Consider the following 24,280-nt stretch of genomic DNA (forward strand, 5'->3'; position numbering starts at 1 on the left):
GACCGCGCGTCGCCCCCGTCGCCCCCGGCCGGGTGGGTGCCCGGCCGGGAGCGGAGGCGGATCAGAGGGTACGGGCCAGCCGGTCGGCGAGCAGCCGGGCGAACCGGGCCGGGTCGGCCAGGTCGCCCCCCTCGGCGAGCAGCGCCGTGCCGTAGAGCAGCTCGGCGGTCTCGGTGAGCGCCGCGCTGTCGTCGCCCCGCTGGTGGGCGACGCGCAGGCCGGTGACCAGCGGGTGGGTCGGGTTGAGTTCGAGGATGCGCTTGACCGGGGGCAGTTCCTGCCCCATCGCCCGGTACATCTTCTCCAGGGTCGGGGTGATGTCGTGCGCGTCGCCGACGATGCAGGCGGGCGAGGTGGTCAGCCGGGAGGAGAGCCGGACCTCCTTGACCGTGTCGGCGAGCGCCCCGCCGAGGAAGGTGAGCAGCTCGGCGTACTCCTTGTTCTGCTGTTCCCGGGCGACCTCGGTGTCCTTGCGCTCCTGCTCGGTCTCCAGGTCGACCTGGCCCTTGGCGATGGAGCGCAGCGGCTTGCCGTCGAACTGGCCGACCCGCTCCACCCACACCTCGTCGACCGGGTCGGTGAGCAGCAGCACCTCGAAGCCCTTGGCCCGGAACGCCTCCAGGTGCGGCGAGTTCTCCAGCATGGTGCGGTTCTCGCCGGTGGCGTAGTAGATCTCGGTCTGGCCGTCCTTCATCCGCTCGACGTACCCGCCCAGGGTGGTGGGCTCGGTGTCGTGGTGGGTGGAGGCCACCGACAGCAGGTCGAGGAGGGTCTCGGTGTTGTCCGGGTCCTCCAGCAGACCCTCCTTGACCACCCGGCCGAACTCGCCCCAGAAGGTGGCGAACTTCTTCGGGTCGGCGGTGCGCATCTCCTTGACCGTGGCGAGCACCTTGCGGACCAGCCGGCGGCGCACGATCTGGATCTGCCGGTCCTGCTGGAGGATCTCCCGGGAGATGTTCAGCGACAGGTCGTGCGCGTCCACCACGCCCTTGACGAAGCGCAGGTAGTTCGGCATCAGCGCGGCGCAGTCGTCCATCACGAACACCCGCTTGACGTAGAGCTGCACCCCGCGCCGCCCGTCGGCCTGGTACAGGTCGTACGGCGCGTGCGCGGGCAGGAACAGCAGCGCCTCGTACTCGAAGGTGCCCTCCCCGCGCATGTGGATGGTCTCCAGCGGGTCGGTCCAGTCGTGGCTGACGTGCCGGTAGAAGTCCCGGTACTCCTCCTCGGCGACCTCGTCGCGCGGGCGCGCCCAGAGCGCCTTGCGGGAGTTGAGGGTCTCCTCGGTGGGTTCGCCGCCGTCGACGCCCGGCACGGTGGTACGGATCGGCCAGGCGATGAAGTCCGAGTACCGCTTGACGATCTGCCGGATCGTGGCGAGGTCGGCGTAGTCGTGCAGGTTGTCCTCGTCGTCGGCGGGCTTGAGGTGCACGGTGACCGAGGTGCCCTGCGGGGCGTCGTCGACGGTCTCCACCACGTACGTGCCCTCGCCGCTGGACTCCCAGCGGGTGCCCTCGGCCTCCCCGGCCCGGCGGGTGAGCAGGGTGACCTTGTCGGCGACCATGAACGTCGAGTAGAACCCGACACCGAACTGGCCGATCAGCTCGCCGCCGGCGGTCTCCTTGGACTCCTTGAGCTTGCGCAGCAGTTCCGCGGTGCCGGAGCGGGCGATGGTGCCGATCAGCGAGACGACGTCCTCGCGGGACATGCCGATGCCGTTGTCCCGCACGGTCAGGGTCCGGGCCTGCGGGTCGGTCACCAGCTCGATGTGCAGGTCAGAGGTGTCGACGTCGAGGTCGGAGTCGACCAGCGACTCCAGCCGGAGCTTGTCCAACGCGTCGGAGGCGTTGGAGATCAGCTCGCGCAGGAAGACGTCCTTGTGCGAGTAGATGGAATGCACCATCAGTTGCAGCAGCTGGCGTGTCTCCGCCTGGAACTCCAGCGTCTCGGTCCGACTGCTCACACCAACCTCCTCGTACGGGTGGGCCAGATCCGCGCAACAGGATACGAGGTGCCGTGGCGGCCCAGTCACGCCCGGTCGTCGTCGCGACGAACCAGCAGGCAGGCCTGCGGGGTGCGTTCGGTGGCGCCGTCGAACTCCTGCGCGGCCCGGCACATCCGGGCCCGCTCCGCCAGCCCGGCGGCGTGCAGCAGCGCCGCGACGTGGTCGGGTCGGCGGCGACGGAACGCCAGCGATACCGGCTCGCCCCACGCCTCGGTGTAGCGCACCGTCTCGTCGCCGACCTGGAAGGCGAGCAGGGCGTGCCCGCCGGGGGCGAGGACCCGGTGGAACTCGGCGAACACCCGGGGCAGCCACGCGTCGGGCACGTGGATGACGCTGTACCAGGCGACCAGCCCGGCCAGCACGCCGTCGGCCACCGGCAGGTCCAGCATGGACGCCTCGACCAGGCGCAGGTCGGGGTGGGCCAGCCGGCCCTGCGCCAGCATCCCCGGGGACAGGTCGAGCCCGGTGACGGCCAGCCCGAGGTCGCGCAGGTGACCGGTGATCCGGCCGGGGCCGCAGCCGACCTCCAGCACCGGGCCGCCCCCGCCGGTCAGCACGGTCTCGGCGAACGCGGCGAGCATGGCCCGGTCGACCGGGCGGGCGGCGAGCTCGGCCCGGAACCGGGTGGCGTACCCGGCGGCCATGGTGTCGTAGGAGGCGCGGGTCTCGGCGAGGAAGTCGGCGTCGGTCACGGCCGGCGACCCTACCGGCCGGACGGCTACGCGCAGGGTCAGCGGGTGGTCGTCGGGCGGGTGACGTCGTGCACGTGGTGCACCACGTCGTGCAGGAAGTAGACGGCGAACCGGCCCACGGTGAACACCGAACCGTTGCTGCGCCGGCCCGGCCGGGCCCACTGCTCGGGCGTGACGGCGTCGAAGGCGGCGGCGGTCGCCTCGGCCTGCGCGGCGAGTTCCCCGGCCACCCGGGCCGGGGACTGGTGGAAGTAGTCGTCCTCGACGGCGGTGGCGTCCTGGTCCCAGTTGGGGAAGACCGGGTCGTCCTCGTCGAGCATCAGGGCCAGCCGGCCCCGGAAGATCCGGCAGGTGTCCCGCACGTGGCAGGCGTACTCCACCGGAGACCAGACGGTCGGCGCGGGCCGCCGGGCCGCGTCGGGCCGGGACAGCACCTCCCGCCAGACCGGGACGGTGGCGCGCAGCCGGGTCCCGGTGGCGTCGGCCCGCTGCGGTACGAAGCCGCACTCGGCGCAACCGTCGTCGATGACGCCGGTCCAGTCCCGGTCCTCCGGCGTGATCGCCGCCCACTCCGACATGCGGCGATCCTGCCACGCCGGTGCCGGGCCGGCGTCGGCGGTAGGGTGTACGCCGCTGGCAGATCCGGGCGGGGGGTGGTCGTGGTGGCGCGGGACGCGGAGCGTAGGCCCATCGCCGTCAACAGGAAGGCGCGGCACGACTACACCGTCCTGAAGACGTACGAGGCGGGCATCGTGCTGGCCGGCACCGAGGTGAAGTCGCTGCGCGAGGGGCGGGTGTCGCTGGTCGACGCGTTCGCCCAGGAACGCGACGGCGAGATCATGCTGTACGGCCTGCACATCGCCGAGTACGGCTTCGGCACATGGACCAACCACCAGCCCCGGCGGACCCGCAAGCTGCTGCTGCACCGGGTGGAGATCGCCCGCATCCTGGACAAGTTGCGCGACCCCGGGGTGGCCCTGGTGCCGCTGTCGATGTACTTCAGCAACGGCTGGGCCAAGGTCGAGGTGGGGCTGGCCCGGGGCCGCCGCTCGTACGACAAGCGGCAGGTGCTCGCCGAACGCGACGCGAACCGGGAGATCGCCCGGGAACTGGGCCGGCGGCTCAAGGGCCGACGGCCGGCCGGCGAGGGCCGCCGGCCGGGCTGACCGCGGTCGACCTGTGGTGGAGGCTCAGCCGGGGGTGTGGTCGTCCGCCGCGGCGGTGTCGGCGGTGCCCGGGGCACCGGCCAGCACGATCGCGGCGGCCACGGTGGTCAGGGTCGCCAGGACCGCCCAGGGCAGCCAGCCGGCGCGGACGCCGTCGCCGAGCAGCAGCACCCCGGCGACCGACGGGACGACGATCTCGACCGCCCAGAGCACGGCGGTGACCGGCCCGACCTGCCCGTGGCGCAGCGCGTGCGCGTAGAGGACCGTCCCGGCCACCCCGGAGACGACCAGACCCCAGGTGACCGGCTCCTTCAGCAGTTCCCAGGCCGCCACGCCGGGGTGGCCCAGCGGGTCGGGTGGCGCGGTGAGCGCCCGCGCACACAGCGCGGTGATCCCCCAGGCGAGACCGGCCAGGGTGGCGGCGACGATCGGCCGGGCGACCCGCAGGGCGGCGAGCCCGGCGATCGCGGTCAGCACCGCCGCGCCGGCCAGGCCGACCCGGAGCGCCGTCGACGCGGTGACCGGCGGTTCGGGGCCGGCGGCAAGCGAGATGACGGTGAGGGCGGCGACGGTGAGCAGGATCGCCCCGGTGTCCCGGCGGCGTAGTCGCGCGCCGAGCACGATCCGGGCGACGACCACGGTGACGGCCAGCGAGCCGGCGGTGACCGACTGGACCGCGTACACGGGCAGTTTCTGGAGGGCGACCAGGGAGGCGAGCCAGGCCAGCGTGTCGCAGGCCAGGCCGGCGAGGTAGAGCGGGTGGCCGAGGGCACGCAGGGTGCTGGCCCCGCGCCGCGCCCCGACGGCCTGCAGCACCGAGCCGACGCCGTAGCCGAACGCCGCACCGAGGGCGAAGGTCAGCGCAAGCCCGGACGTCACGGCCCGCCCCCGGCCCCCGGCCCGGTGGACGCCACCGGCCCGGCCGCACTGGTCACCGCCGGCTCGGTCATCGGCACCGCCTCTGTTCCTGGTCCCGGCCGGGTCCGCGTCAGCCGTCGCTCCGTCGCATTCTCCCCGTCGCGTCCGCGCCCCGCAGCGCGGCGACACCACGGCGCGCCAGCCCAGTTCCACAAGAGTTCTTGTACTTCATGTCTTGTGCTTCTAGGGTGAGCGCATGACTGAGGAACCCGCCCGGCACCTCACCGACCCCCGGGCGATGCGCGCGCTGGCCCACCCGACCCGGTTACGACTGCTCGGCGAGCTGCGGGTGCGGGGCCCCCGCACCGTCGGCATGCTCAGCGACGCCATCGACGAGGCGGTCGGCTCGGTCAGCTACCACCTGGGCAAGCTGGCCGAGCACGGCTTCGTCGAGGAGGCCCCCGAGCACGCCCGCGACCGCCGGGAACGCTGGTGGCGGGCGACCCACGCCCGGACGTCCTGGGAGCCGGTCGAGATGCTCGCCGACCCGGAACGCCGGGCCGCCTCCGACCTGCTGCGCCGCGCCGTCCTCGACCGGTACGCCGAACGCCTCGGCCACTACCTGGAGGTCGAGGCGACCCTCGACCCGCAGTGGGTGCGCGGCACCGCCAGCGCCGACTCGTGGCTGCACCTGACCAGCGACGAGCTGATCGAGCTGCGGGCCGACCTGGAGGCGCTGGCCGCCCGCTGGCAGGGCCGCAGCGACCCGGACCGGCCGGGTGCCGGCTCCGTGTCGCTGATCTACCACGCCTTCCGGGACCCGCGGTGACGCCGCCGCGCCGCCGCGCTCCCCTGGTCGGCCTGCTGCTCGGTCACGCCGTCTCGCTCACCGGCAACATGCTCACCCTGATCGCGCTGCCGCTCTACGTGCTCGCCGAGACCGGCTCGCCCGCCGCCACCGGCCTCACCGGCGCGGTCGCCGCCGTGCCGGTGGTGCTCGGCGGCGCGCTCGGCGGGGTGCTGGTGGACCGGATCGGCTATCGCCGGGCCAGCGTCCTGGCCGACGTGGTCTCCGGACTGACGGTCGCGGCCGTGCCGCTGCTCGACGCCACCGTCGGCCTGCCGTTCTGGGCACTGCTCGGGCTGGTCTTCGCCAGCGGCCTGCTCGACACCCCGGGGCAGACCGCCCGCAACGCGCTGCTGCCGGAGGCGGCCACCGCCGCCGGGGTGCCGCTGGAGCGGGCCGTCGGCTGGTACGAGGCGACCGAACGCAGCGCCCGGCTGGTCGGCGCACCGGTGGCCGGGCTGCTCGTGACCGCCCTCGGCGCACTGCCGGTGCTGGCCGTGGACGCCGCCACCTTCGCGGTCTCGGCGCTGGTCGTGGCGCTGCTGGTGCCCCGGTCGCTGCGCCCGGCCGCGCCGGCCGACCCGGCCGGTGGCGGCTACTGGCGGGACTTCGCCGTCGGGGTGCGGTTCCTGACCCGGGAGCCGCTGCTGCGGGCGGTGGTGCTGCTGGTGCTGGTGACCAACTTCTTCGACGCGACCAAGAGCAGCGTGCTGCTGCCGGTGGTGGCCGACCGGGACCTCGGCGGGGCCACCGCGTTCGGGCTGCTGGTCGGCGCGATGGGTGGCGGCGCGCTGGTCGGGTCGCTGCTGTTCAGCGCGGTCGGTCACCGGCTGCCCCGCCGGGCCACCTTCGTCACCGCCTTCGCCGTCGCCGGTGGGCCACCCTTCTGGGCGCTGGCCGCCGCGCCGCCGTTGCCCTGGGTCCTCGCGGTCTTCGCCCTGTCCGGATTCGCCGCCGGGGCGATCAACCCGCTGCTCGGCGCGGTGGAGCTGGAACGGGTGCCGGCCCACCTGCGGGCCCGGGTGTTCGGGGTGATCGGGGCGGGCTGCTGGGCCGGCATCCCGCTGGGCGCGCTCGCCGCCGGGGTGGCCGTCGACGGCTTCGGCACCACGCCCGTCCTGCTCACCGTGGGCTGCTGCTACCTGCTGGTGGTGCTCACCCCGCTACTCGGCGGCCCCTGGCGCACGATGTCCCGCCCGACAGCCCCCGACCACCAGGCCCAGACCCCCACCCCGGTCAGCTGACCGACCCCCACCCCTGTTCCCCCTGCCCCGGCTCGCCGCTCCCGGTGATCAAGAGGTTTGCGTCAACTTGAAGATCGAAGTTGACGCAAACCTCTTGATCACTTGACGCAAACCTCTTGATCACCGGGGCGAGGTGGACCGGGGTGGGGCCAGGATGGGATGGGCGGGGCCGGGCGCGGTGAGGCGGGGCGCGATGCGTCTGGCGGGGGGCGTGCCGGCGCGGTGCGGGTGGGGACCGACCCGGGCGTCGGGCCGGAGGCAGGCCGGAGCCACGGCAGGCCGGAGGCGGGTCGGCCCGGGGGTCAGTCGCGGCGCAGGTCGGCGTGGGCGGCGCGGAGCCGGTCGACGGCCGGGTCGGTGCCGGGTGGGACGTGCCGGTCCAGCTCGGCCCAGACCTCGGCGAGGGCGTCGGTCACGGCCCGCAGCTCGGCGGCGTGCCGCAGGGCACCCTGCCGGTGCGACTCCTCCAGCCGGCGGGCCCAACCCGCCGTCACCGTGGCGAGGCGTTCACCGTCGGCGCGGGCCTGGGCGGCGCTGCGGGCGGCGGGGGCCGGCACGATCGCGGCGACCGGCCGGGGGTCGCCGTCGCGGGTGACCAGGGTGACCGTGTCGGTCAGCTCGGCCATCGCGATCAGCTGGGTCAGCCGGGTACGCAGCTCGCGCAGCGGCACGGAACGGGGTCGACCACTGTGGTGGGACAGCGCGGGGGCAGCCATGTCCCCATGGTCCGACCCGGGTACGACATTTACCGTCATGACGGTCCGGGTGGGGCGGACGGGCCGCCCCACCCGGGTCGGTCAGCTCGCCTGCAACGTCACGTCGTCAATGACGAAGCTGGTCTGCAACGAGGCGTCCTCGGTGCCGGTGAACTTCAGGGTCACCGTCTGCCCGGCGTACGCGCCCACGTCGAACGAGCGCAGCGTGTAGCCGCTGGCCTTGTTGAGGTTCGAGTACGTCGCCAGCGTGGTACTGCCGACCTGGACCACCAGCTTGTCGTACGCGACGGTGGTGGTCCGCTCGGTGGAGTCGATGTGCAGGTAGAAGGCGAGGGTGTACGTCGAGCAGCCGGCCGGCACGGTCACCGACTGGGACAGCGTGTCGGTGCTGGTGCTGCCGTTGCCGTTCAGCCACGCCTTGTAGGAACCGGTGCGGGCCGGCTGGCTGGACGAGTTGGTGATGACGCCGGAGGTGGCCGTCCACGGGCTGGTGCCGGACTCGAAGCCGCCGTTGCCGACGACCTGCCCGCCGGTGCAGCTCCCGGTGCCGCCGGTGACGGTCAGGGTGTAGCTGGCCGTGCGGGTGGCCGAGCCGGTGCCGGTGACGGTCAGGGTGAAGGTGCCGAGGCTGGCGCTCGACGAGGCGCTGACCGTCATGGTGGACGAGCCGCCGGAGGTCACCGACGACGGGCTGAACGAGACGCTCACGCCGCTGGGCGCGCCGGTGGCCGACAGCGCGACGGTCTGGGCGCTGCCGCTGGTGGTGGCGGTGCTGACCGTGGCGGTGGTGGAGCCGCCCCGGGCGACGCCGCCGGCGGTGGGGCTGACCGCGACGGAGAAGTCGTTGGTCGGGGTGCCACCGCCGACCGCGAGGTCCCAGATGGCGTACGCGACACCGTCGGCGCTGCGGTTGAGCCCGGTGGCGTTGATGTTGCTGGTGGTGTCGCAGGACGAGTGGTAGCACGGGTCGTACGCGGCGTTGGCGGTGCCGCCCCACTTGCTGGCCTGGGAGCTGGTCTTGCGGGCGCTGGCCCCCATCGCGTAGCCGGAGGTGGGGATGCCGGCCTGCTGGAACGAGTAGTCGTCGGAGCGGCCCTGGCCCTCGGTGTTCTCCTCCGGCGACAGCCCGAGGGAGTCCCAGTACGCCTTGAGCGGCGCGGCGGTGGTGGAGGTGACCCGGTTGATGAAGTAGCCGCCGTTGGTCGAGGCGACCATGTCGAAGTTGTAGTAGCCCTTGATGTAGCCCTTCTGGGCGGTGGTCAGCGAGTTGACGTAGAACTTGGAGCCCTGCAGGCCCTGCTCCTCGCCGTTCCACCAGGCGAACCGGACCCGCTTGGTCATGGTCGGGTTCTGCTGGGCCAGCACCAGGGCGTTCTCCAGCAGCACCGACGAGCCGGAGCCGTTGTCGTTGATGCCCGGCCCGGCAGCGACGCCGTCGAGGTGCGCGCCGAACATGACCACGTCGGTGGTCGGGCCCTGCGGCCATTCGGCGATCACGTTGTTGCCCTGGTAGGTGCAGCTGGTGCAGGTCTGCTCGGTGACGGTGTAGCCGGCGGCCTGGAGCTTGGACTTCACGTAGGCGACCGAGGCGGTGTAGCCGGCCGAGCCGGCCCGCCGGTTGCCGCCGTTGCTGGTGGCGATGCTCTGGAACTGGGCCAGGTGCGCCTGGACGTTGGCGACCTGGACGTCCGGCGCGGCGAGCGCGGCGACGGCCGGCGCGGCGGTGGCCGGCCGGGCGGTCGGGGTGGCCGAGGCCGGTGGCGCGGCCAGGGCGAGCGTCACCGCGGTGACGGCGGCGAGCGCCAGGGTTCTGCGCTTCATGCGAGCTCCTCATGGGGGTCGGCGGGGCGTCCGCCCAGGCGTCACCGTCCCGCCTGTCGGAGGTGACCGGGGGTGGACGGGAGACCCGCGATCCGGGGGTGGGACCGCGGCGGAAACGCCGGGGAAGCAAACACTGACATGTATCAATCTGCGGGTCAATGCGTCGGACGGTGTCACATTCCCGGGGGCCGGAGGTGGCGTCACCGGAAACCGGTCGGGACGAGGTCGGCGCGGGGTGTAGACAACGCGCGTATACGCGGTGTGTATAGTCGCCGCATGTCCATCGGCCAGACCTTCCTCGGCCTGCTGGAGGCGACCCCCCGGCACGGCTACGACATCAAACGGCGCTACGACGAACACTTCGGCCACTCCCGCCCGGTCGCCTACGGCCAGGTCTACGCGACCCTGTCCCGGCTGCTGCGCGGCGGCCTGGTGGAGGTGGAGGCGGTCGAGCCCGGCGAGGGCCCCGACCGCAAGCGGTACGCCATCACCGAGGCGGGCGTCGCCGACGTGGCGCAGTGGCTGGCCCGCCCGGAACAGCCCGAGCCCTACCTGCAGAGCGTCCTCTACACCAAGGTGGTGCTCGCCCTGCTCACCGGCCGCGAGGCGGCCGAACTGCTCGACGTGCAGCGCGCCGAGCACCTGCGCCTGATGCGGGAGCTGACCCGGCGCAAGCGCGGCGGCGACCTCGCCGAGCAGTTGATCTGCGACCACGCGCTCTTCCACCTGGAGGCCGATCTGCGCTGGCTGGAACTGACCACCGCCCGGCTCGACGAGCTGGCCGCGCGGGTGCGCGCATGAGCGCCCCGCTGCTGGTCGCCGAGGGCCTGCACCGCAGCTTCGGCGAGACGGTCGCGCTGGTCGACGCCGCGTTGCGCATCGACGAGGGCGAGGTGGTCGCGGTGCTCGGGTCGTCCGGCTCCGGCAAGTCCACCCTGCTGCACTGCCTGGCCGGGATCGTCCGCCCCGACCGGGGCCGGGTCGTCTTCGACGGCCGGGACCTGGTGACGATGAGCGACGCCCAGCGCAGCGCCCTGCGCCGGGAGCAGTTCGGCTTCGTCTTCCAGTTCGGCCAGTTGGTGCCCGAGCTGACCTGCCTGGAGAACGTCGCCCTGCCGCTGCGGCTGGCCCGCGTCCCCCGCCGCGAGGCCGAACAGCGGGCCGGGCAGTGGCTGGAGCGGCTGGAGGTCACCGAGGTGGCCGACAAGCGCCCCGGCGAGGTCTCCGGCGGCCAGGGCCAGCGTGTCGCGGTGGCCCGCGCGCTGGTCACCCGCCCCCGGGTGATCTTCGCCGACGAACCGACGGGCGCGCTGGACTCGCTCAACGGCGAACGGGTCATGCGGCTGCTCACCGAGGCCGCCCGGGACAGCGGGGCCGCGGTGGTGCTGGTCACCCACGAGGCACGGGTGGCGGCGTACTCCGACCGGGAGGTCGTGGTGCGCGACGGGCGGACCCGGAACCTGGAGGTCGCGGCGTGACCGGCCGGGGCGCGCTCGCGGACCTGGCGATGGGTGCCCGGATGGCGGTCACCGGTGGCCGGGAGGGTTGGACCCGGGCGCTGCTCACCGCCGTCGGCGTCGGCATCGGGGTGGCCATGCTGCTGCTGGCCACCGCCGTGCCCGGGGCGCTCGACGCCCGGCAGGCGCGCGGCGACGCCCGCGACGACCTGCGGCTGGGCGAGCAGGTCGCGGCCGGGCCCGGCACCCTGCTGGTCCACCCGGTGGACAACGAGTTCCGGGGCACGCCGGTCCGGGGTCGGCTGCTGCGGCCGGAGGGACCGGCCGCGCCCGTCCCGCCGGGGCTGACCGCCCTGCCGGCCCCCGGCGAGGTGGTCGTCTCCCCCGCCCTGCGCCGGCTGCTCGACTCCCCCGACGGCCCGCTGTTCGCCCCCCGGCTGGGTGGCGCGCGGGTCACCGGCACCATCGCCGACGAGGGTCTCGCCGGCCCCAACGAGCTGGCCTACTACCAGGGCGACGACCGGCTGACCGACACGTCCGGGGCGACCCGGCTGGACAGCTTCGGCGGCGGGCTGCCCGGCGAGGGCCTGGGCCCGGTGCTGATGCTGCTGGTGGCGGTCATCTTCGTGGTGCTGCTGCTGCCCATCGCGGTGTTCCTCGGTTCCGCCGTGCGCTACGGCGGGGAACGACGCGACCGGCGGCTCGCCGCGCTGCGCCTGGTCGGCGCGGACACCACCATGGTCCGGCGGATCGCCGCCGGGGAGGCCGCCGCCGGGGCCCTGCTCGGGGTCGCCGTCGGCATCGGGTTCCTGCTCGCCGGCCGCCAACTGGTCCCGCTGGTCACCCTCTACGACATCAGCGTGTACGCCTCCGACATCCGGCCGCCCACCGCGCTGCTGCTGGCCGTCGTGCTGGCGGTGCCGGCGCTGGCGGTGCTGGTGGCGATGCTGGCGCTGCGCGCGGTGGTGGTGGAGCCGCTCGGGGTGACCCGGCGCGGCACCCCGGTCCGCCGTCGGCTCTGGTGGCGGCTGCTGCTGCCCGCCGCCGGCCTGGCCCTGCTCCTGCCCGTGGCCGGTCTGCGCGAGGGCGACGGCGGGGTCACCCGCTGGCTGGTGCCGGCCGGAGCGGTGCTGCTGCTGATCGGCACGGTCACCGTGCTGCCCTGGCTGACCGACCTGCTGGTACGGCGGCTGCGCGGCGGCCCGGTGTCCTGGCAGCTCGCGGTCCGCCGGGTGCAGTTGGACAGCGCCACCTCCGCCCGGCTGGTCAACGGCATCGCGGTCGCCGTCGCCGGCACCATCGGCCTGCAGATGCTCTTCGCCGGGATCGCCGGGGACTTCACCACCGCCAGCGGGCAGGACACCTCCCGGGCGCAGGTGCAGGTGCAGTTCCGCGACCAGCCGGACCTGGCCGGGGTGCTGCGGCAGTTCGGCGGGGCCGACGGGGTGACCGCCGTGACCGGCACCCTCAGCGCCGGGGCCAACGCCGGCTCGCCGGACGGCCCACCGGTGGACGTCCGGGTCGGCGACTGCGCCGCGCTGGCCGAGTTCGCCCACCTCGACCGGTGCGTGGACGGGGACACCTTCCTGGTGTCCGATCCGCGTGACCCGGCAGTCGTCCCCGCCGGCACGATGCTGACCGTCGAGGACGGGTCGCGGTGGCGGGTGCCGACGACGGCGCGGCCCGCGCAGGCCCGGCCCGACCCGGCCGGCTGGATGCAGAACGCCGTGCTGGTCACTCCCGGCGCGGTCGGCCCACGGGTCCTCGGTCCGCTGCGCACGACCGTCTACCTCCAGCTCGACCCGGCCGACCCCGACGCGGTCGAACACGTCCGCAACGCCGCCGCCGCGATCGACCTGACCACCCCGGTCTCCGTGCTCTCCTCGACCATCGAGTCGCCCCGGTTCGCCGACATCCGGCGTGGCCTGGCCATCGGCACGGTCGTCACGCTGCTGCTGATCGCCACCAGCATGCTGGTCGGCACGCTGGAGCAACTGCGGGAACGCCGCCGCCTGCTGGCCATGCTGGTGGCGGTGGGCACCCGACGCAGCACCCTCGGCTGGTCGGTGCTGTGGCAGACCGCCCTGCCGGTCGGGGTCGGGCTGGTGCTGGCCGCCGGCTTCGGGCTGGGCCTCGGCGCGGCCCTGCTGCGGATGGTGCAGGCCCCGATCACGGTCGCCTGGCCGGTGGTCGCTTTCTCGGTCGGACTCGGCGCGTTGACCGTCCTGGCGATCACCGGGCTGAGCCTGCCCCTGCTGTGGCGGCTCACCCGCGCCGACGGGCTGCGTACCGAATGACCCGCCGGTCCGGGTCGGCGGCGGGTGCCGACCCGGACCGGGCGGTCAGCCGGCGTACGGGGTGGCGACGTCGAGGACCCAGGTGACGCCGAACCGGTCGGTGAGCATCCCGAACCCGGGGGCCCACGGCGACGGGCCGTACTCCTCGATCAGGTCCGCGCCCTCGGCGAGCCGGTGCCAGAGCGCGCCGACCTCCTCCGCGTTGTCACCCCGGACGGAGACGAAGAACCGTTCGCCGGTCAGCGTCATCCCGTTCTCGCGGGTGGTGGCGGTCGGCGCGGCTGCGGCGGGGGCCCCGCCGGGCACGTCGTAGGCCATGATGGCGAAGCCGTTGTCGGCGGTGACCTGGCCGAAGACGACCCGGTCGGCGTCCGGCAGGTCCTTCGGCATGCCCAGGTCGCCGTAGCTGACGACGGTGCTGCGGCCACCGAACACGGACCGGTAGAACTCCAACGCCGCGCGGGCGTCACCCCGGAAGTTGAGGTGCGTGGTGGCGGAGATGCCCATGGTCGACTCCTTGCTGTTGGTGCCCGACGCCCGAAGTAGGCGGGTCGGGAGCAAGATTCGCAGCGGTAGGTGACAGGGTGTGTCACCTACGGCGGGCAGAATCAGTCGCATGCCGACCGCGTCCGCCCGACTGCTCGCCCTGCTGTCGCTGTTGCAGAGCCGTCGGAGCTGGCCCGGCGGGGTGCTGGCCGAACGCCTCGGCATCAGCCTGCGTACCGTGCGCCGCGACGTCGACCGGCTGCGGGACCTCGGCTACCCCGTCGCCGCCGTCAAGGGCCCCGACGGCGGGTACCGGCTCGCCGCCGGCACCGTGCTGCCGCCACTGCTGTTCGACGACGACCAGGCCGTCGCCCTCACCGTCGCGCTCCAGGTCGCGGCGACCGGCGCGGACGGCGGGCTCGCCGACGACGCGGCGCGGGCGCTGCACACCGTCGGGCAGGTGCTGCCCACCCGGCTGCGGCAGCGGGTCGGGGCGCTCAGCGTCACCGCCGTCGCCCGGCCCACCACCGCGGCGGCCGAACCGGTCGACGGCGGGGTGCTGCTGACGCTCAGCGCCGCCGTGCGGAACCGCGAGATCCTGCGCTTCGACTACGGGCCCGCCCACACCGACGGGCCGGCCCGGCACGCCGAACCGCACCACGTCGTCACCTGGGACGGCCGGTGGTACCTCGTCGCCTGGGACCTCGACCGGGCCGACTGGCGGACCTTCCGCGTCGACCGGATCACCCTGCGCCCGCCCCACGGGCCGCGCTTCACCCCGAGGCCGCTGCCCGGCGGGGACGTCGCGACGTACCTCACCGGAGTCTTCCGCGGGGCGGGCGGCGGGTCGGCGGACTGGCCGTGCCGGGGCACGGTGCTCCTCGACCTGCCCGCCACGACCGTCGCCCGGCACACCCGCGACGGCCTCGTCGAGGAGGTCTCCCCCGGCCGGTGCCGGCTCACCCTCGGGTCGTGGTCGTGGGTGGGCCTCGCCGCCGCCGTCGCCCGCTACGACGCCGAGATCACCGTCGTCGGCCCGCAACCCCTCACCGACGCGTTCGCGCTGCTGGCGGGCCGGTTCACCCGCACCGCCACCGGTCACGTCGCCGCCGGGACGCAGCCGGGTTCCGCCGCTCCGGCGCGGTCAGGCCAGCAGCGGGAGCGCGGCGAAGGTGTGGTCCCGCCACAGCAGCCGTGAGGTCTCCTCCGGGTACGCGACGACCGCCGGCCGCTCGTCGAAGACGCGCGTGCCGCGTCCCGCGTCGTACGCCGGCCACCCGGGGTCGCCGGTCGCGGCGAACGCCGTCCACGCCCCGCGGAGCTGCCCGGACAGCTCGTGCGCCGCCGCCGGAGGCGGATCACCGATCAGCATGGCGGGCTGCCCGCTGGTCAGGTTGCCGAAGACCAGCGGCACGTCCAGGCCGTGACAGGCACCGAGGGCACCGCCCAGGCCCGGCGCCGCCCAGGTCAGCTCGTAGAGGTGCGCCCGGCCGCAACCGGCGAGCTGCGCCTCGGCCAGGTGCAGGCTCGGCATCCGGAACAGCCAGTCCGCGTTGACCAGCTCGTACAGTTGCTCGTCGGTCGCGTCGGGGAACGCCTCCCGGTAGCGGCGGGCACCGTCCGGGCCCGGGGCCAGCATCCGCAGCGCCGTCCCGGTCTGCTCCGGCGTGACCTGGCCGAGCACCCCGTCGAGCAGGCTGAACAGCCGGTGCTCGTCGCGGGTGTGCCCGACGAGCAGGTCGACGTCGCGGGCGGCACCGTCGACCAGCGCCCGCCACGGGGTCGCCGGCAGCACGTCGCCGTCGACGACCGGCGCGAACGGGATCGGCCGGTGGGTGATCGACCCCCACCGCTCCCGCCACCTGACGATCCCGGCCGAGATCGCCTGGCCCACGGCCGGCAGCCGGTCCGGCGGCACCGTCGACAGGTCGGCCAGGGTCGGTCGTACCCCCAGCTCGGCGGCGCAGGCGGCGGTGACGTCGGCGGCCAGCCCGGGTGAGAAGAACGTCCCCGGGACGCTCTGCGCGACCGCCCGCCGGAACAGCCCGGCGGCACGCGGCACGGCCAGCAGCGCGGCGACCGAGCCGCCGCCGGCCGACTGCCCGACGACCGTCACCCGGTCCGGGTCGCCGCCGAAGGCGCGGATGTTGTCCCGCACCCACTCCAGGGCGGCGACCTGGTCGAGCAGCCCCCGGTTGGCCGGCGCCCCGTCGAGCTGCCCGAATCCCTCGAAGCCGAGGCGGTAGTTGAGCGTCACCACCACGGTTCCGCCGGCGGCGAGGTGCCCGCCGTCGTACTCCGGGAGGCCGGAACAGCCGACGAGGTAGCCGCCGCCGGGAATCCACACCAGCACCGGCAGCCCCGCCGCCGGGTCCAGGTCCGGCGTCCAGACGTTGAGCGTCAGCCAGTCGTCGCCGGTCCCCCGCGGGGACGTCCCGAACGCGCCGGGCTGCGGGGGCGGCGGACCGAAGGCGAGCGCCTGACGTACGCCGTCCCAACCGCGCACCGGCTGCGGCGCGGCGAACCGGAGGTCACCGACCGGCGGTTCGGCGTACGAGATGCCCCGGAACACCGCCCGGCCGGCCTCCCGGCGGCCGCGCACGACACCTGACACGGTACGGACTTCCGGCTCGGACTCCGACGGCATGCTGGCCCCTTCCCGCTCCCGGTCGGCCGCAGCATCCCAACGCCCGCCGACCACCGGCAAACCATTTAGGGCCGGTGAACGAGGTCGATCAGGTTGAACACTCAGGTCAGGTCGTCGAGGAGCCGGACGACGTGCTGGCGGATCTCGTCGCGGACCTCGCGGACGACGGGTAGCGGCTGGCCGGCGGGGTCGGTGAGTTTCCAGTCCTCGTAGCGTGTGCCGGGGAAGACGGGGCAGGTGTCGCCGCAGCCCATCGTGATGATCACGTCGCTGGCCTCGGCGGTGTTCCAGTCGAGGATCTTCGGCTGTTCGCCCGCGATGTCGATGCCGACCTCGCGCATGGCTTCGACCGCGACGGGGTTGACGTGTTCGGCGGGTGCGGAGCCGGCGGAGCGGACCTCGACGGTGTCCCCGGCGAGGTGGCGCAGCCAGCCGGCGGCCATCTGGGAACGGCCGGCGTTGTGGACGCAGACGAACAGCACCGATGGCGTGGTGTGCCGGGTGGGGGTGCTCATGGGTGGACCTCTTCCGGTGCGGCGGCGGTCAGGTGATGGCGGGACTGCGGCGTTCGATGAGGACGACGTCGCGCCACCGGTCGTGGTGGCGGCCGAGGCGTTCGCGGACGCCGACGGTGCGGAAGCCGCAGGCGTGGTGCAGGGCGAGGCTGGCGGTGTTCTCGGGGAAGACCCCGGACTGGATGGTCCAGATGCCGGCCTGTTCGGTGGAGTCGATGAGGCGGTGGAGCAGGAGCCGGCCGACGCCCCGGCCCCGCGCGTCGGGGTGGACGTAGACGGAGTGCTCCACGACCCCGGCGTAGACGCACCGGTTGGACACCGGGGTGCACGCGACCCAGCCGAGCACGCGGTCGGCAGCCGTGTGGTCGAGGGCGACCCAGCGGTGTCCGGGCAGGCGGGTGGCGGTGAACCGGGCCCAGGTGGGTGGTTCGGTCTCGAAGGTGGCGTCGCCGGTGGCGATCCCGTGCCGGTAGATGTCGAGCACCGCCGGGGCGTGCTCGTCGGTCATCGGCACGAGATCGGGTCGGGGCGACCGGACGCCGGTCATGAGGCGGCCCGTTCCGGCTGCGCCGGTGCCAGCTCGACCGCCGCCGCGTCCCGCCGTCGGACGGTCGGATACCACCAGGTGATCGCGGCGACCGCGACCCCGACGGCGGCGAGCTGCGCGGCGACGAACCCGGCCGCCGAGGTGGGGGCGATGCCGGCGAAGGTGTCGGTGAACATGCGGCCGATCGTGACGGCCGGGTTGGCGAACGAGGTGGAGGCGGTGAACCAGTACGCGCCGCCGATCCACGCCCCGACCGCCGCCGGGGCGAAGTCGGTCCGGCGGGCCCGGGTGAGGGCGGCGATCAGCAGTAGGAGCCCGGCGGTCGCGACGACCTCGGCCAACCACAGTCCGCCCCCGTCCCGCCGGTGGGTGGAGACCGTGACGGCGGGCAGCCCGAACATCAGGTGCGCGAGCACCGTGCCGCCGACCGCACCGATCACCTGCGCCACGACGTACGCGCCGAGGTCACGGGTCGACAGCCCGGTTCCCGTACGGCGGGCCTGCCACCAGTCGGCGAGTGACACGACGGGGTTGAGGTGGGCGCCGGACACCGGGCCGAAAATGAGGATCAGCGCGCCGAGGGCGAACGCGGTGGCGATGCTGTTCTCCAGCAGTTGCAGCCCCATGTCGCCCGGCGACAGGCGGGTGGCGGCGATCCCGGAGCCGACCACGGCGGTGACGAGCAGGCCGGTGCCGACCAGTTCCGCCGACGCCCGACGCAGCACGGCGTACGGCGGGTCGGGCGTCACCGGGTCGACCCGGTCGAGGCGGCGGCAGCCGAGACGTCCAGGAGCTGGGACAGGGCGGCGAGGCGGGCCGGGACGATCCAGTAGTAGACCCAGGTGCCCCGGCGCTGGCAGTCGATCAACCCGGCCTCGCGCAGCACCTTCAGGTGGTGGGAGATCGTCGGGCCGGTCAGGGTGAACGCGTCGGTCAGCTCGCACACGCACACCTCGCCGCCGGCCCGCGCGGCGATCAGGGACAGCAGCCGCAGCCTCACCGGGTCGCCGAGGGCCTTGAAGCCGCGCGCCAGACCGGCGGCGGCGTCCTCCGTCAGGGCCTCGGTGACCATCGGCACGCAGCAGGCCGACGGGTCGGCGAGGACCGGCAGTTCTTGTCTCGACACCCGTCTAGTTTGACAAGCATCAAACCAGAGTGCAATCTTCTGCCTAGACAGTTATCTAAACAACAGGAGGTGTGGGATGTCCCGCGTCCAGCTCGCCCTGCGCGTCTCCGACCTGGAAGGGTCGATCGCGTTCTACTCGAAGCTGTTCGGCACCGAGCCGGCCAAGCGGCGACCCGGCTACGCCAACTTCGCCATCGAGGAGCCCCCGCTGAAGCTGGTCCTGCTCGAAGGCGACCCGGACCAGGCCACCGCGCTCGACCACCTCGGGGTCGAGGTCTTCGACGGCGCGCAGGTCACCGCCGCCACCGACCGGCTCACCGAGGCCGGGCTGATCACCCTGACCGAGAACGACACCTCCTGCTGCTACGCCGTCCAGGACAAGGTCTGGGTCCGTGGACCCGGCGACGAGCGCTGGGAGGTGTACGTGGTCAAGGGCGACTCCGACCAGTACGGCACCTCCGCGCAGACCCCGCCCGCAGCCGACGACGAAAGCACGTGCTGCGCGACCACGTCCCGGAGCTGACGCCTGGGGGCTACACCGGGGGCGGGGTGAGCCAGCCGAGGGGTTCTCCGCTGAGGGCGGCTTCCGCCAGGCGGTGCGCGCTGGCGGTCTTCAGTGCCGCACGTGAGCTGTCGATCCAGCGTTGGACGTCGCCGATGCCCTGGTGGCGGTATTCGACCGCCTGGACGAGGCATTCCAGTTTGTCGGCGTCGCGGGCGACGATGGCCTCAGGTGTCTCGCCCGCTTCGTACTCGGCGACGGCGGCGTTGACGAGGTCGGCGACGGCCGGCGGGCAGGCGGCGACCTGGTCGGCGGTGACCGTGGCGTTGGGTGCGGCGGTGAGATAGCGCCTGGCGATGTGCGGGATGTCGGTGATCCGGGTTTCCTGGGTGTCGTGCAGGACGCACAGCATCGACACCCGGGCCGGGTCGACACCTTCCATGGCAGCGAGCATCATCCCGATCAGCGCGGTCCGGAACGAGTGGTCCGCGATGGATTCGGGGTGCTTGACGCCGGCGAACCACCAACCGGTGCGGGCGGCGCGCTTGAGGACGCCGGCCTCGAAGATGAAGCGCATGGCTCCGGCGGCGTCGTGGTCGTCGTTCATCTGCCCGTCCCTGTGCCGGTGACTCCGTCTGCCCGCAGGCTGTAGACGATAGAGGTAGGTTCTTCGGCTGCTCGCGCAGTTCTCTCGATCATCCAGATCATTCCTTCACCCCGAAGGGCCGAGTCGAGCAGGCCGAAGCCGGTTGACGACCGACCCACACCCAGCCTTGGGCGATGTGCCAGGACAACCCTCAACGAACACCCGGAGATTGCAGGCGAGGGGCGCTCCGGCGCGCGGCATGTCGGGGTACCGTCCGACGAGGTGGCGGCCGGTTGAGGTTGCCTGGGCCTCGTGATCTTGGAGTGGCGCTATGGCCTCGTCCGTCGATCCGCGCTTCGGCGCAGCTCTCCGTGAGTTTCGGCAGCGGCGAGGGTTGTCACTTCGGCTTCTGGGACAGCTTGCTCATCGGAGCAAGAGTCATCTGCACGAGTTGGAGGCGGGGCTCAAGGCTCCGACGGTCGACACTGCGCGTCACCTGGACCGGGTCCTTGACGCGGGGGGTGCGCTTGCTCGGTTGGCGGATGCGCCAGTCGACCACGCGGCCGAGGCCGGTGAGCTGCGGGCGAGGGTTGCCGCCAGCGATGTCAGCGGGGACGTGCTCGATCGGATCGAGCAGGGCGTCGACGATCTGGCCAGTTCCTATCCGACGATGGTCCCGGCGGATCTCCTGCCGTTGGTGCGGAGGCATCTTTCGTACGTGGGGCGGCTGCTGGACGGACGGGTGACGCTCGCGCAGCAGCGGCGGTTGTTGGTGGCCGGTGGCTGGCTGGCGGTGCTGCGGGCGACGGTTCACATCGACCTGCGGCAGCGGACCGCTGCGGTCGCTCACCTGCGAGCCGCTCGTGATCTTGCCGACCATGCTGAGCATGGCGAGATCCAGGCATGGTGCCTCGAAACCCGGGCCTGGGACGTGTTGACCCAAGGCGACTACCGGACAGCACTCGATCTCTCCCGACAAGCGCAGCGGATCGCCCCGAAGGGGAGTTCCGCCCGCATTCAGGCGACTGCTCAGGAGGCCCGCGCGTGGGCGCGGATCGGGGACGTCGGTGCGACCCGGCGGGCGTTGGACCGGGTGGAGCGGCTGACGGCGAATCTGCCCGTTCCGGAGCGGGCCGAGCACCACTATCGCTACGACCCCACCAAGGCCGTTGCCTATGCAGCCACGACTCTGGCATGGGCGGGTGACCCCGGCGCCGAGCAGGTGGCGCGGGCGGTGCTGACCGAGCTGGACCCGCACGGCGACGGTGGAGCACGGCCCCGCCGGTCCGCGTCGGCCCGCCTCGACCTCGGTCTCGCCCTGGTCGCCGCCGGCCAGTCGGACGAGGCGGCTGCGCTGGGGACGCAGGCGGTGACGTCCGGCCGGGTGGTGCCGTCGAACTGGTGGCGGGCTGCGGAGTTGTTGGCAAAGGTGGAGCAGTCGGGAGCGCCCGAGGCGGCAACATTGCGTGACGCGTGCCTGGAATACGCACCCAGGCGGTAGCCGCCAGCGGACAGAACACCCGGTTAGCGGACGCTCACCCTCTGGATCGGCGGCGAGCCGGGCGTAACGCTGAACCTCACTGAAGCCGGACGCGGGACGAGGCACATCAACAGATGTCCTCCGCGTCCTGACGACGGAGGGTCGGCCACATGACGATGAGTATCGGACTTCGGCGATGGCGGCGCATCTGCCGGTGTGGAGTCGACCTGCCCTGCCATGCCCGGCACCGGCTTCCGATCGGGCACGGCCACCGGCCCGGGGACGGTGAGCGGTGACCAGCAGTGCGGTGCAGATGGTCCTCCCGGTTCACCCTCACGGGCTCGACGGCTCGTGCGTCGGGTATCGGGTGCGCTGGGCGCGGTTGTCCCCGCACCCGTGCTGGCAGGTGGAGTGGGCGACCAGCCGGCAGGCCCGCGCGAGCGGATGGCCGAGCGGGGCGGTATCAAGGGGCGACGAGGATGGCTGCGGCCCGTTGGTCGAGTTGCTTCGCGAATGCAGGCAGGCGTGGGCCGAAGCTGCTGAGCCGGGTACGGATGTTCTTCACGGCCACGGTGGCTCGGCCGGACCGGACGCCGACCATCGAGTCCAGGGCGCTGTTCCAGCTCTCGGTCGCCTCGCGGAGCCGTCCACGTGCACACTGGACGTCGGCGAGGTTGGCCAACGTCAGGGTGTGGATCCGCCGGTACGCCTCGGTGTCGCGGGTGGCGACCGAGCGGCGCAGCTCGGTTTCCGCAGCGGGAAGGTCGCCCAGGTCGCGAAGCGCCTGGCCGGCCTGGCTCGCCAGCGAGGTCGTGGTGAAACCGCTGGTCTGGATCCAGGTCGGCTCGTCGCCCGGGGACGCCTTCGCGAGGTGGGCCTCGGCGGCCCTGAGCGCCGCCGACGTCTTGGCCCGGTCGCCCGTCGCGGCGTGCCCCCGGGCGGTGAGAACGGTGAACAGCGCGGTCGCCGCCGGGGTCGCCCTTCCCCTCGACCAGGCGAGGGCCGAGGTGGCGAGTCGCAATGCCTCCGCACCGTGTCCCAGGTCGACAGCCTGATGCGCCATCGCCCGCAGCGTGAAACCGGCCAACGCCCGATCGTCCGCCTCGTTGGCCAGCCGCAGCGACTGGAGGTAGTACCGCTGGGCCACCCCGTGCAGGGACGAATCGAACGCCTTCCAGCCCGCGAGATAGGTCAACTCGGCGGCGGCACTGAACATGGCCCGACGATCCTGGTCGGACGCGAAGGTGCCCTGGAGGTAGCCGGCCACGTCGGAGGTGAGGTACTGGACCACGGCGAGCCGTGCATGCCCGCCGCCGAACCGCTCGTCGGCCCTGCTGAACACCGCGAGCATGTCACGTACGGCGTCGATCTCGCGGCGACCCACCGCCGCACCCCCGCCCCGCGCGCGCCGACCCCGCTCCGCGACGTCCTCCCAGGAGTCCAGCGGGACGGCAAGCGCAGCCAGTGAGTACAGGGCGGTGAATCCGAACGCCCGTCGTTCCACGTCGGCTCTCCCGAGCGTCAGGAGATCAGTGGCCGGGTCGTGCCTCCACCAATCCAGGCCGGTCAGATCAGGTTCCAGGTTATCGCCGACGACAAGCCCGAGATCGGCCGGACCGACGACCCGGCCCAACCGACGGGAGAAGGCTTCGGCCAGATAGCGGGAGGTCGTCTCGGTGGGCTTCACTCCGGCTATCCAGTGCCCCACGTGGGAACGGTCGCAGGACGGGAGCGCGCCACCGTTCTCCGACGCGACGGCACGTACCGCTGCGGCACAGGCGTCGTACGACCACCGGCACTCGCGAACGAGGGCCAGCAGTTTTTCGTTGCGTCGCCGTACTGCCATCGGTGGCCTTCCCCGTTGCACTGCTTTCCACGCGTTCAACACCAACGCCGCCCGGCACGGCTTCCGAGCACCCCGGCATCACCGTTTACTGCGAGTAGACCCTAGGGGACAGCGAGTGACAGGCGCAATGGTCACCCCGCCTCCCGACCGACGTGGCAGAAGGCGAGAACGCAGATGATTTCCCAGGTCCTGTCGGTCCTGTTCGGGGGGTTGGTGCCGGGCTTCCTGCTCGGGCTGCTCGCGTTCCGGGTCAAGTCCCGGTGGTGTCCCCGCTGCGGCGGGTCCACCCACACCATGCCGGTGCCGGGGCACGACCGGTGAGCGGCCCCGGGCGGCAGCGCACCGGCAACGAGCCGGCGATCGGACGGCGGATGGCCGAGCTACGGGCCCGCCGGGGCATGAGCCAGCAGGTCTTCGCCGACCGGATCGGCAAGTCGAAGAGCTGGGTCGACAAGGTCGAACGCGGGGTGCGTCCCCTGGATCGGCTCTCCGTCATCGACACCGTGGCCGGCGCGCTCGGCGTCGCACCGCAACTCCTGCTCGCCGGGCGGAACCCGCCGGCACCGGTCACCGACGTCGGTGCCGGCGTGGAACGGGTCAGGGCGGCGCTGGCCCGCCACGACCCCCCGGCGTCCACCCCGGCCGGACCGCTGCTGCGGCAGCTCGACGACCAGGCCGGGTACGCCTGGGCGGCGTACCGCAACGGGCAGCACCCCCAGGTGCTGCGGATGCTGCCCGACCTGCTCGCCGACAGCCGTCACGCAGGTCACACCGGCCCGGTTGACCCGCCCGTCCTCGATCTGCTGGTGGGGGTGCACCGGCTCACCGCCCAGACGCTGGTCAAGCTCGGGGACGCCCACCTGGCCTGGCTGGCCGCCGACCGGGCCATGGTCACCGCCACCCGTGGCGACCCGGTGCGGATCGGCCGCGCGGCGGTGTCCCTGGCGCAGGTGCTCCGGGCGCTGCGGCGGGGCCGGCTGGCCCGGACCGCCGCGCTCACCGCCGTACGCCAGCTCGACCCGGCGGCGGCGCAGGGCGACCCGCCGGCGCTGGCCCTGACCGGGGCGCTGCTGATCGAGGCCGCCCTCGCCGCCGCCAGCTACGGCGACGCCGCCACCGCCCACGACCTGACCGAGCGTGCCGCCCCGCTCGCCACCGCCGACGAGCCGCCCGACCCGGACGGCATCATGTTCGGCCCGACCAGCGTCGAACTCGCCCGCGCCCTGGCCGCCAGCCACCTCGGCGACCACCACCGGGCTGTCGCCCTGCACCGCCGGGCCACCGGGCAGGACGGCTGGCGGCAGCTCCCCGCCGAGCACCGCGCCGCCCACCTCATCGACATCACCCGCAGCCACCTCGACCTGGGCGACCCCGACGCCGCCGGGCGGGCCCTGCTCACCGCCGACCGCACCGCCCCCGGCGAGACCCGCACCCGCCCCGCC

The 24,280-nt window shown here is 73.5% G+C and carries 24 protein-coding genes and 1 pseudogene; 11 read left to right on the forward strand and 14 right to left on the reverse strand.

All coding sequences use genetic code 11. From position 1 onward, the window contains the following. Window positions 1-61 precede the first annotated feature (61 nt). The 3 genes from htpG to B5D80_RS24890 form a co-directional block, all read right to left on the reverse strand. A complete protein-coding gene (gene htpG / locus B5D80_RS24880) occupies window positions 62-1,963 on the reverse strand; it encodes a molecular chaperone HtpG (protein WP_088646366.1) in 1,902 nt (633 codons plus the stop codon). Between the two features lie 65 nt (window positions 1,964-2,028). Beyond that, window positions 2,029-2,697, reverse strand: a complete 669-nt coding sequence (locus B5D80_RS24885; RefSeq protein ID WP_088646367.1) for a class I SAM-dependent DNA methyltransferase — start codon at window positions 2,695-2,697, stop codon at window positions 2,029-2,031. A gap of 38 nt (window positions 2,698-2,735) precedes the next feature. Continuing rightward, window positions 2,736-3,275, reverse strand: a complete 540-nt coding sequence (locus tag B5D80_RS24890; protein WP_088646368.1) for a DinB family protein — start codon at window positions 3,273-3,275, stop codon at window positions 2,736-2,738. An 84-nt stretch (window positions 3,276-3,359) separates the two neighbouring features. On the opposite strand from B5D80_RS24890, the gene smpB reads away from it, so the two are divergent. Further along, window positions 3,360-3,863 (forward strand): SsrA-binding protein SmpB, encoded by a 504-nt coding sequence (gene smpB / locus B5D80_RS24895; RefSeq protein ID WP_088646386.1) that lies wholly within the window; start codon window positions 3,360-3,362, stop codon window positions 3,861-3,863. Window positions 3,864-3,887: 24 nt separating this feature from the next. On the opposite strand, the gene B5D80_RS24900 is transcribed toward smpB, so the two are convergent. After that, a complete protein-coding gene (locus tag B5D80_RS24900; RefSeq protein ID WP_088646369.1) occupies window positions 3,888-4,742 on the reverse strand; it encodes a DMT family protein in 855 nt (284 codons plus the stop codon). A gap of 235 nt (window positions 4,743-4,977) precedes the next feature. On the opposite strand from B5D80_RS24900, the gene B5D80_RS24905 reads away from it, so the two are divergent. Then, window positions 4,978-5,550 (forward strand): winged helix-turn-helix domain-containing protein, encoded by a 573-nt coding sequence (locus tag B5D80_RS24905; protein WP_088646370.1) that lies wholly within the window; start codon window positions 4,978-4,980, stop codon window positions 5,548-5,550. Continuing rightward, on the forward strand, window positions 5,547-6,812 hold the full coding sequence (locus B5D80_RS24910) for an MFS transporter (protein WP_245854968.1): 1,266 nt from the start codon (window positions 5,547-5,549) through the stop codon (window positions 6,810-6,812). The genes B5D80_RS24905 and B5D80_RS24910 overlap by 4 nt, the downstream gene beginning before the upstream one ends. Before the next feature lie 302 nt (window positions 6,813-7,114). On the opposite strand, the gene B5D80_RS24915 is transcribed toward B5D80_RS24910, so the two are convergent. Then, window positions 7,115-7,528: a hypothetical protein gene (locus B5D80_RS24915; RefSeq protein WP_088646371.1), complete on the reverse strand. Its 414-nt coding sequence runs from the start codon at window positions 7,526-7,528 to the stop codon at window positions 7,115-7,117. 81 nt (window positions 7,529-7,609) lie between these two features. Then, the gene (locus B5D80_RS24920; RefSeq protein ID WP_088646372.1) at window positions 7,610-9,349 is read right to left on the reverse strand and encodes a M28 family peptidase; all 1,740 of its coding nucleotides are present in this window, start codon (window positions 9,347-9,349) and stop codon (window positions 7,610-7,612) included. Window positions 9,350-9,625: 276 nt separating this feature from the next. Here B5D80_RS24920 and B5D80_RS24925 point away from each other — a divergent pair, with 276 nt between their 5' ends. Genes B5D80_RS24925 through B5D80_RS24935 form a run of 3 tightly spaced genes read left to right on the forward strand, consistent with a single transcriptional unit; the run spans window position 9,626 to window position 13,103 of the window. Next, window positions 9,626-10,150 (forward strand): PadR family transcriptional regulator, encoded by a 525-nt coding sequence (locus tag B5D80_RS24925; protein WP_088646373.1) that lies wholly within the window; start codon window positions 9,626-9,628, stop codon window positions 10,148-10,150. Beyond that, a complete protein-coding gene (locus B5D80_RS24930; RefSeq protein ID WP_088646374.1) occupies window positions 10,147-10,827 on the forward strand; it encodes an ABC transporter ATP-binding protein in 681 nt (226 codons plus the stop codon). The genes B5D80_RS24925 and B5D80_RS24930 overlap by 4 nt, the downstream gene beginning before the upstream one ends. After that, a complete protein-coding gene (locus B5D80_RS24935) occupies window positions 10,824-13,103 on the forward strand; it encodes an FtsX-like permease family protein (RefSeq protein ID WP_211291642.1) in 2,280 nt (759 codons plus the stop codon). The genes B5D80_RS24930 and B5D80_RS24935 overlap by 4 nt, the downstream gene beginning before the upstream one ends. Before the next feature lie 45 nt (window positions 13,104-13,148). On the opposite strand, the gene B5D80_RS24940 is transcribed toward B5D80_RS24935, so the two are convergent. Then, the gene (locus B5D80_RS24940; RefSeq protein WP_088646375.1) at window positions 13,149-13,610 is read right to left on the reverse strand and encodes a VOC family protein; all 462 of its coding nucleotides are present in this window, start codon (window positions 13,608-13,610) and stop codon (window positions 13,149-13,151) included. A gap of 109 nt (window positions 13,611-13,719) precedes the next feature. Here B5D80_RS24940 and B5D80_RS24945 point away from each other — a divergent pair, with 109 nt between their 5' ends. Continuing rightward, window positions 13,720-14,787: a helix-turn-helix transcriptional regulator gene (locus tag B5D80_RS24945; protein WP_088646376.1), complete on the forward strand. Its 1,068-nt coding sequence runs from the start codon at window positions 13,720-13,722 to the stop codon at window positions 14,785-14,787. Here the strand turns inward: B5D80_RS24945 and B5D80_RS24950 are convergent. From B5D80_RS24950 to B5D80_RS24970, 5 genes and pseudogenes are all read right to left on the reverse strand, one after another. Further along, a complete protein-coding gene (locus tag B5D80_RS24950; RefSeq protein ID WP_088646377.1) occupies window positions 14,734-16,236 on the reverse strand; it encodes a carboxylesterase/lipase family protein in 1,503 nt (500 codons plus the stop codon). The two genes, B5D80_RS24945 and B5D80_RS24950, sit on opposite strands and share 54 nt — an antisense overlap. Before the next feature lie 101 nt (window positions 16,237-16,337). After that, window positions 16,338-16,751 carry an arsenate reductase ArsC gene (locus B5D80_RS24955; RefSeq protein ID WP_088646378.1) on the reverse strand — a complete coding sequence of 138 codons (414 nt, stop codon included), beginning with the start codon at window positions 16,749-16,751 and terminating at the stop codon, window positions 16,338-16,340. Window positions 16,752-16,779: 28 nt separating this feature from the next. Next, the gene (locus B5D80_RS24960) at window positions 16,780-17,259 is read right to left on the reverse strand and encodes a GNAT family N-acetyltransferase (protein ID WP_088646389.1); all 480 of its coding nucleotides are present in this window, start codon (window positions 17,257-17,259) and stop codon (window positions 16,780-16,782) included. 53 nt (window positions 17,260-17,312) lie between these two features. Beyond that, a pseudogene (locus tag B5D80_RS24965) lies at window positions 17,313-18,047 on the reverse strand (aquaporin); the annotation flags it as partial. Next, entirely contained in the window at window positions 18,044-18,424 is a 381-nt protein-coding gene (locus B5D80_RS24970; RefSeq protein WP_425437252.1) for an ArsR/SmtB family transcription factor, read from the reverse strand. The gene B5D80_RS24970 and the pseudogene B5D80_RS24965, both read right to left, overlap by 4 nt. 76 nt (window positions 18,425-18,500) lie before the next feature. On the opposite strand from B5D80_RS24970, the gene B5D80_RS24975 reads away from it, so the two are divergent. Then, on the forward strand, window positions 18,501-18,947 hold the full coding sequence (locus B5D80_RS24975) for an ArsI/CadI family heavy metal resistance metalloenzyme (RefSeq protein ID WP_088646380.1): 447 nt from the start codon (window positions 18,501-18,503) through the stop codon (window positions 18,945-18,947). A 10-nt stretch (window positions 18,948-18,957) separates the two neighbouring features. Here the strand turns inward: B5D80_RS24975 and B5D80_RS24980 are convergent, their stop codons facing one another. Then, window positions 18,958-19,533: an HD domain-containing protein gene (locus tag B5D80_RS24980; protein ID WP_088646381.1), complete on the reverse strand. Its 576-nt coding sequence runs from the start codon at window positions 19,531-19,533 to the stop codon at window positions 18,958-18,960. Between the two features lie 310 nt (window positions 19,534-19,843). On the opposite strand from B5D80_RS24980, the gene B5D80_RS24985 reads away from it, so the two are divergent. Next, on the forward strand, window positions 19,844-21,013 hold the full coding sequence (locus B5D80_RS24985) for a helix-turn-helix domain-containing protein (protein WP_088646382.1): 1,170 nt from the start codon (window positions 19,844-19,846) through the stop codon (window positions 21,011-21,013). Window positions 21,014-21,455: 442 nt separating this feature from the next. On the opposite strand, the gene B5D80_RS33475 is transcribed toward B5D80_RS24985, so the two are convergent. Then, window positions 21,456-22,838 (reverse strand): NsdA family TPR-like regulatory protein, encoded by a 1,383-nt coding sequence (locus tag B5D80_RS33475; RefSeq protein ID WP_483869382.1) that lies wholly within the window; start codon window positions 22,836-22,838, stop codon window positions 21,456-21,458. A 174-nt stretch (window positions 22,839-23,012) separates the two neighbouring features. On the opposite strand from B5D80_RS33475, the gene B5D80_RS33750 reads away from it, so the two are divergent. Together B5D80_RS33750 and B5D80_RS24995 are read left to right on the forward strand one after the other, a co-directional pair. Next, on the forward strand, window positions 23,013-23,159 hold the full coding sequence (locus B5D80_RS33750; RefSeq protein ID WP_169733102.1) for a hypothetical protein: 147 nt from the start codon (window positions 23,013-23,015) through the stop codon (window positions 23,157-23,159). Beyond that, window positions 23,156-24,280, forward strand: a 1,125-nt coding sequence (locus tag B5D80_RS24995; protein ID WP_088646384.1) for a helix-turn-helix domain-containing protein, incomplete at its 3' end; no start/stop codon positions are given. The genes B5D80_RS33750 and B5D80_RS24995, both read left to right, overlap by 4 nt.

The organism is Micromonospora wenchangensis (genome assembly GCF_002210435.1).
Lineage (GTDB): Bacteria > Actinomycetota > Actinomycetes > Mycobacteriales > Micromonosporaceae > Micromonospora > Micromonospora wenchangensis.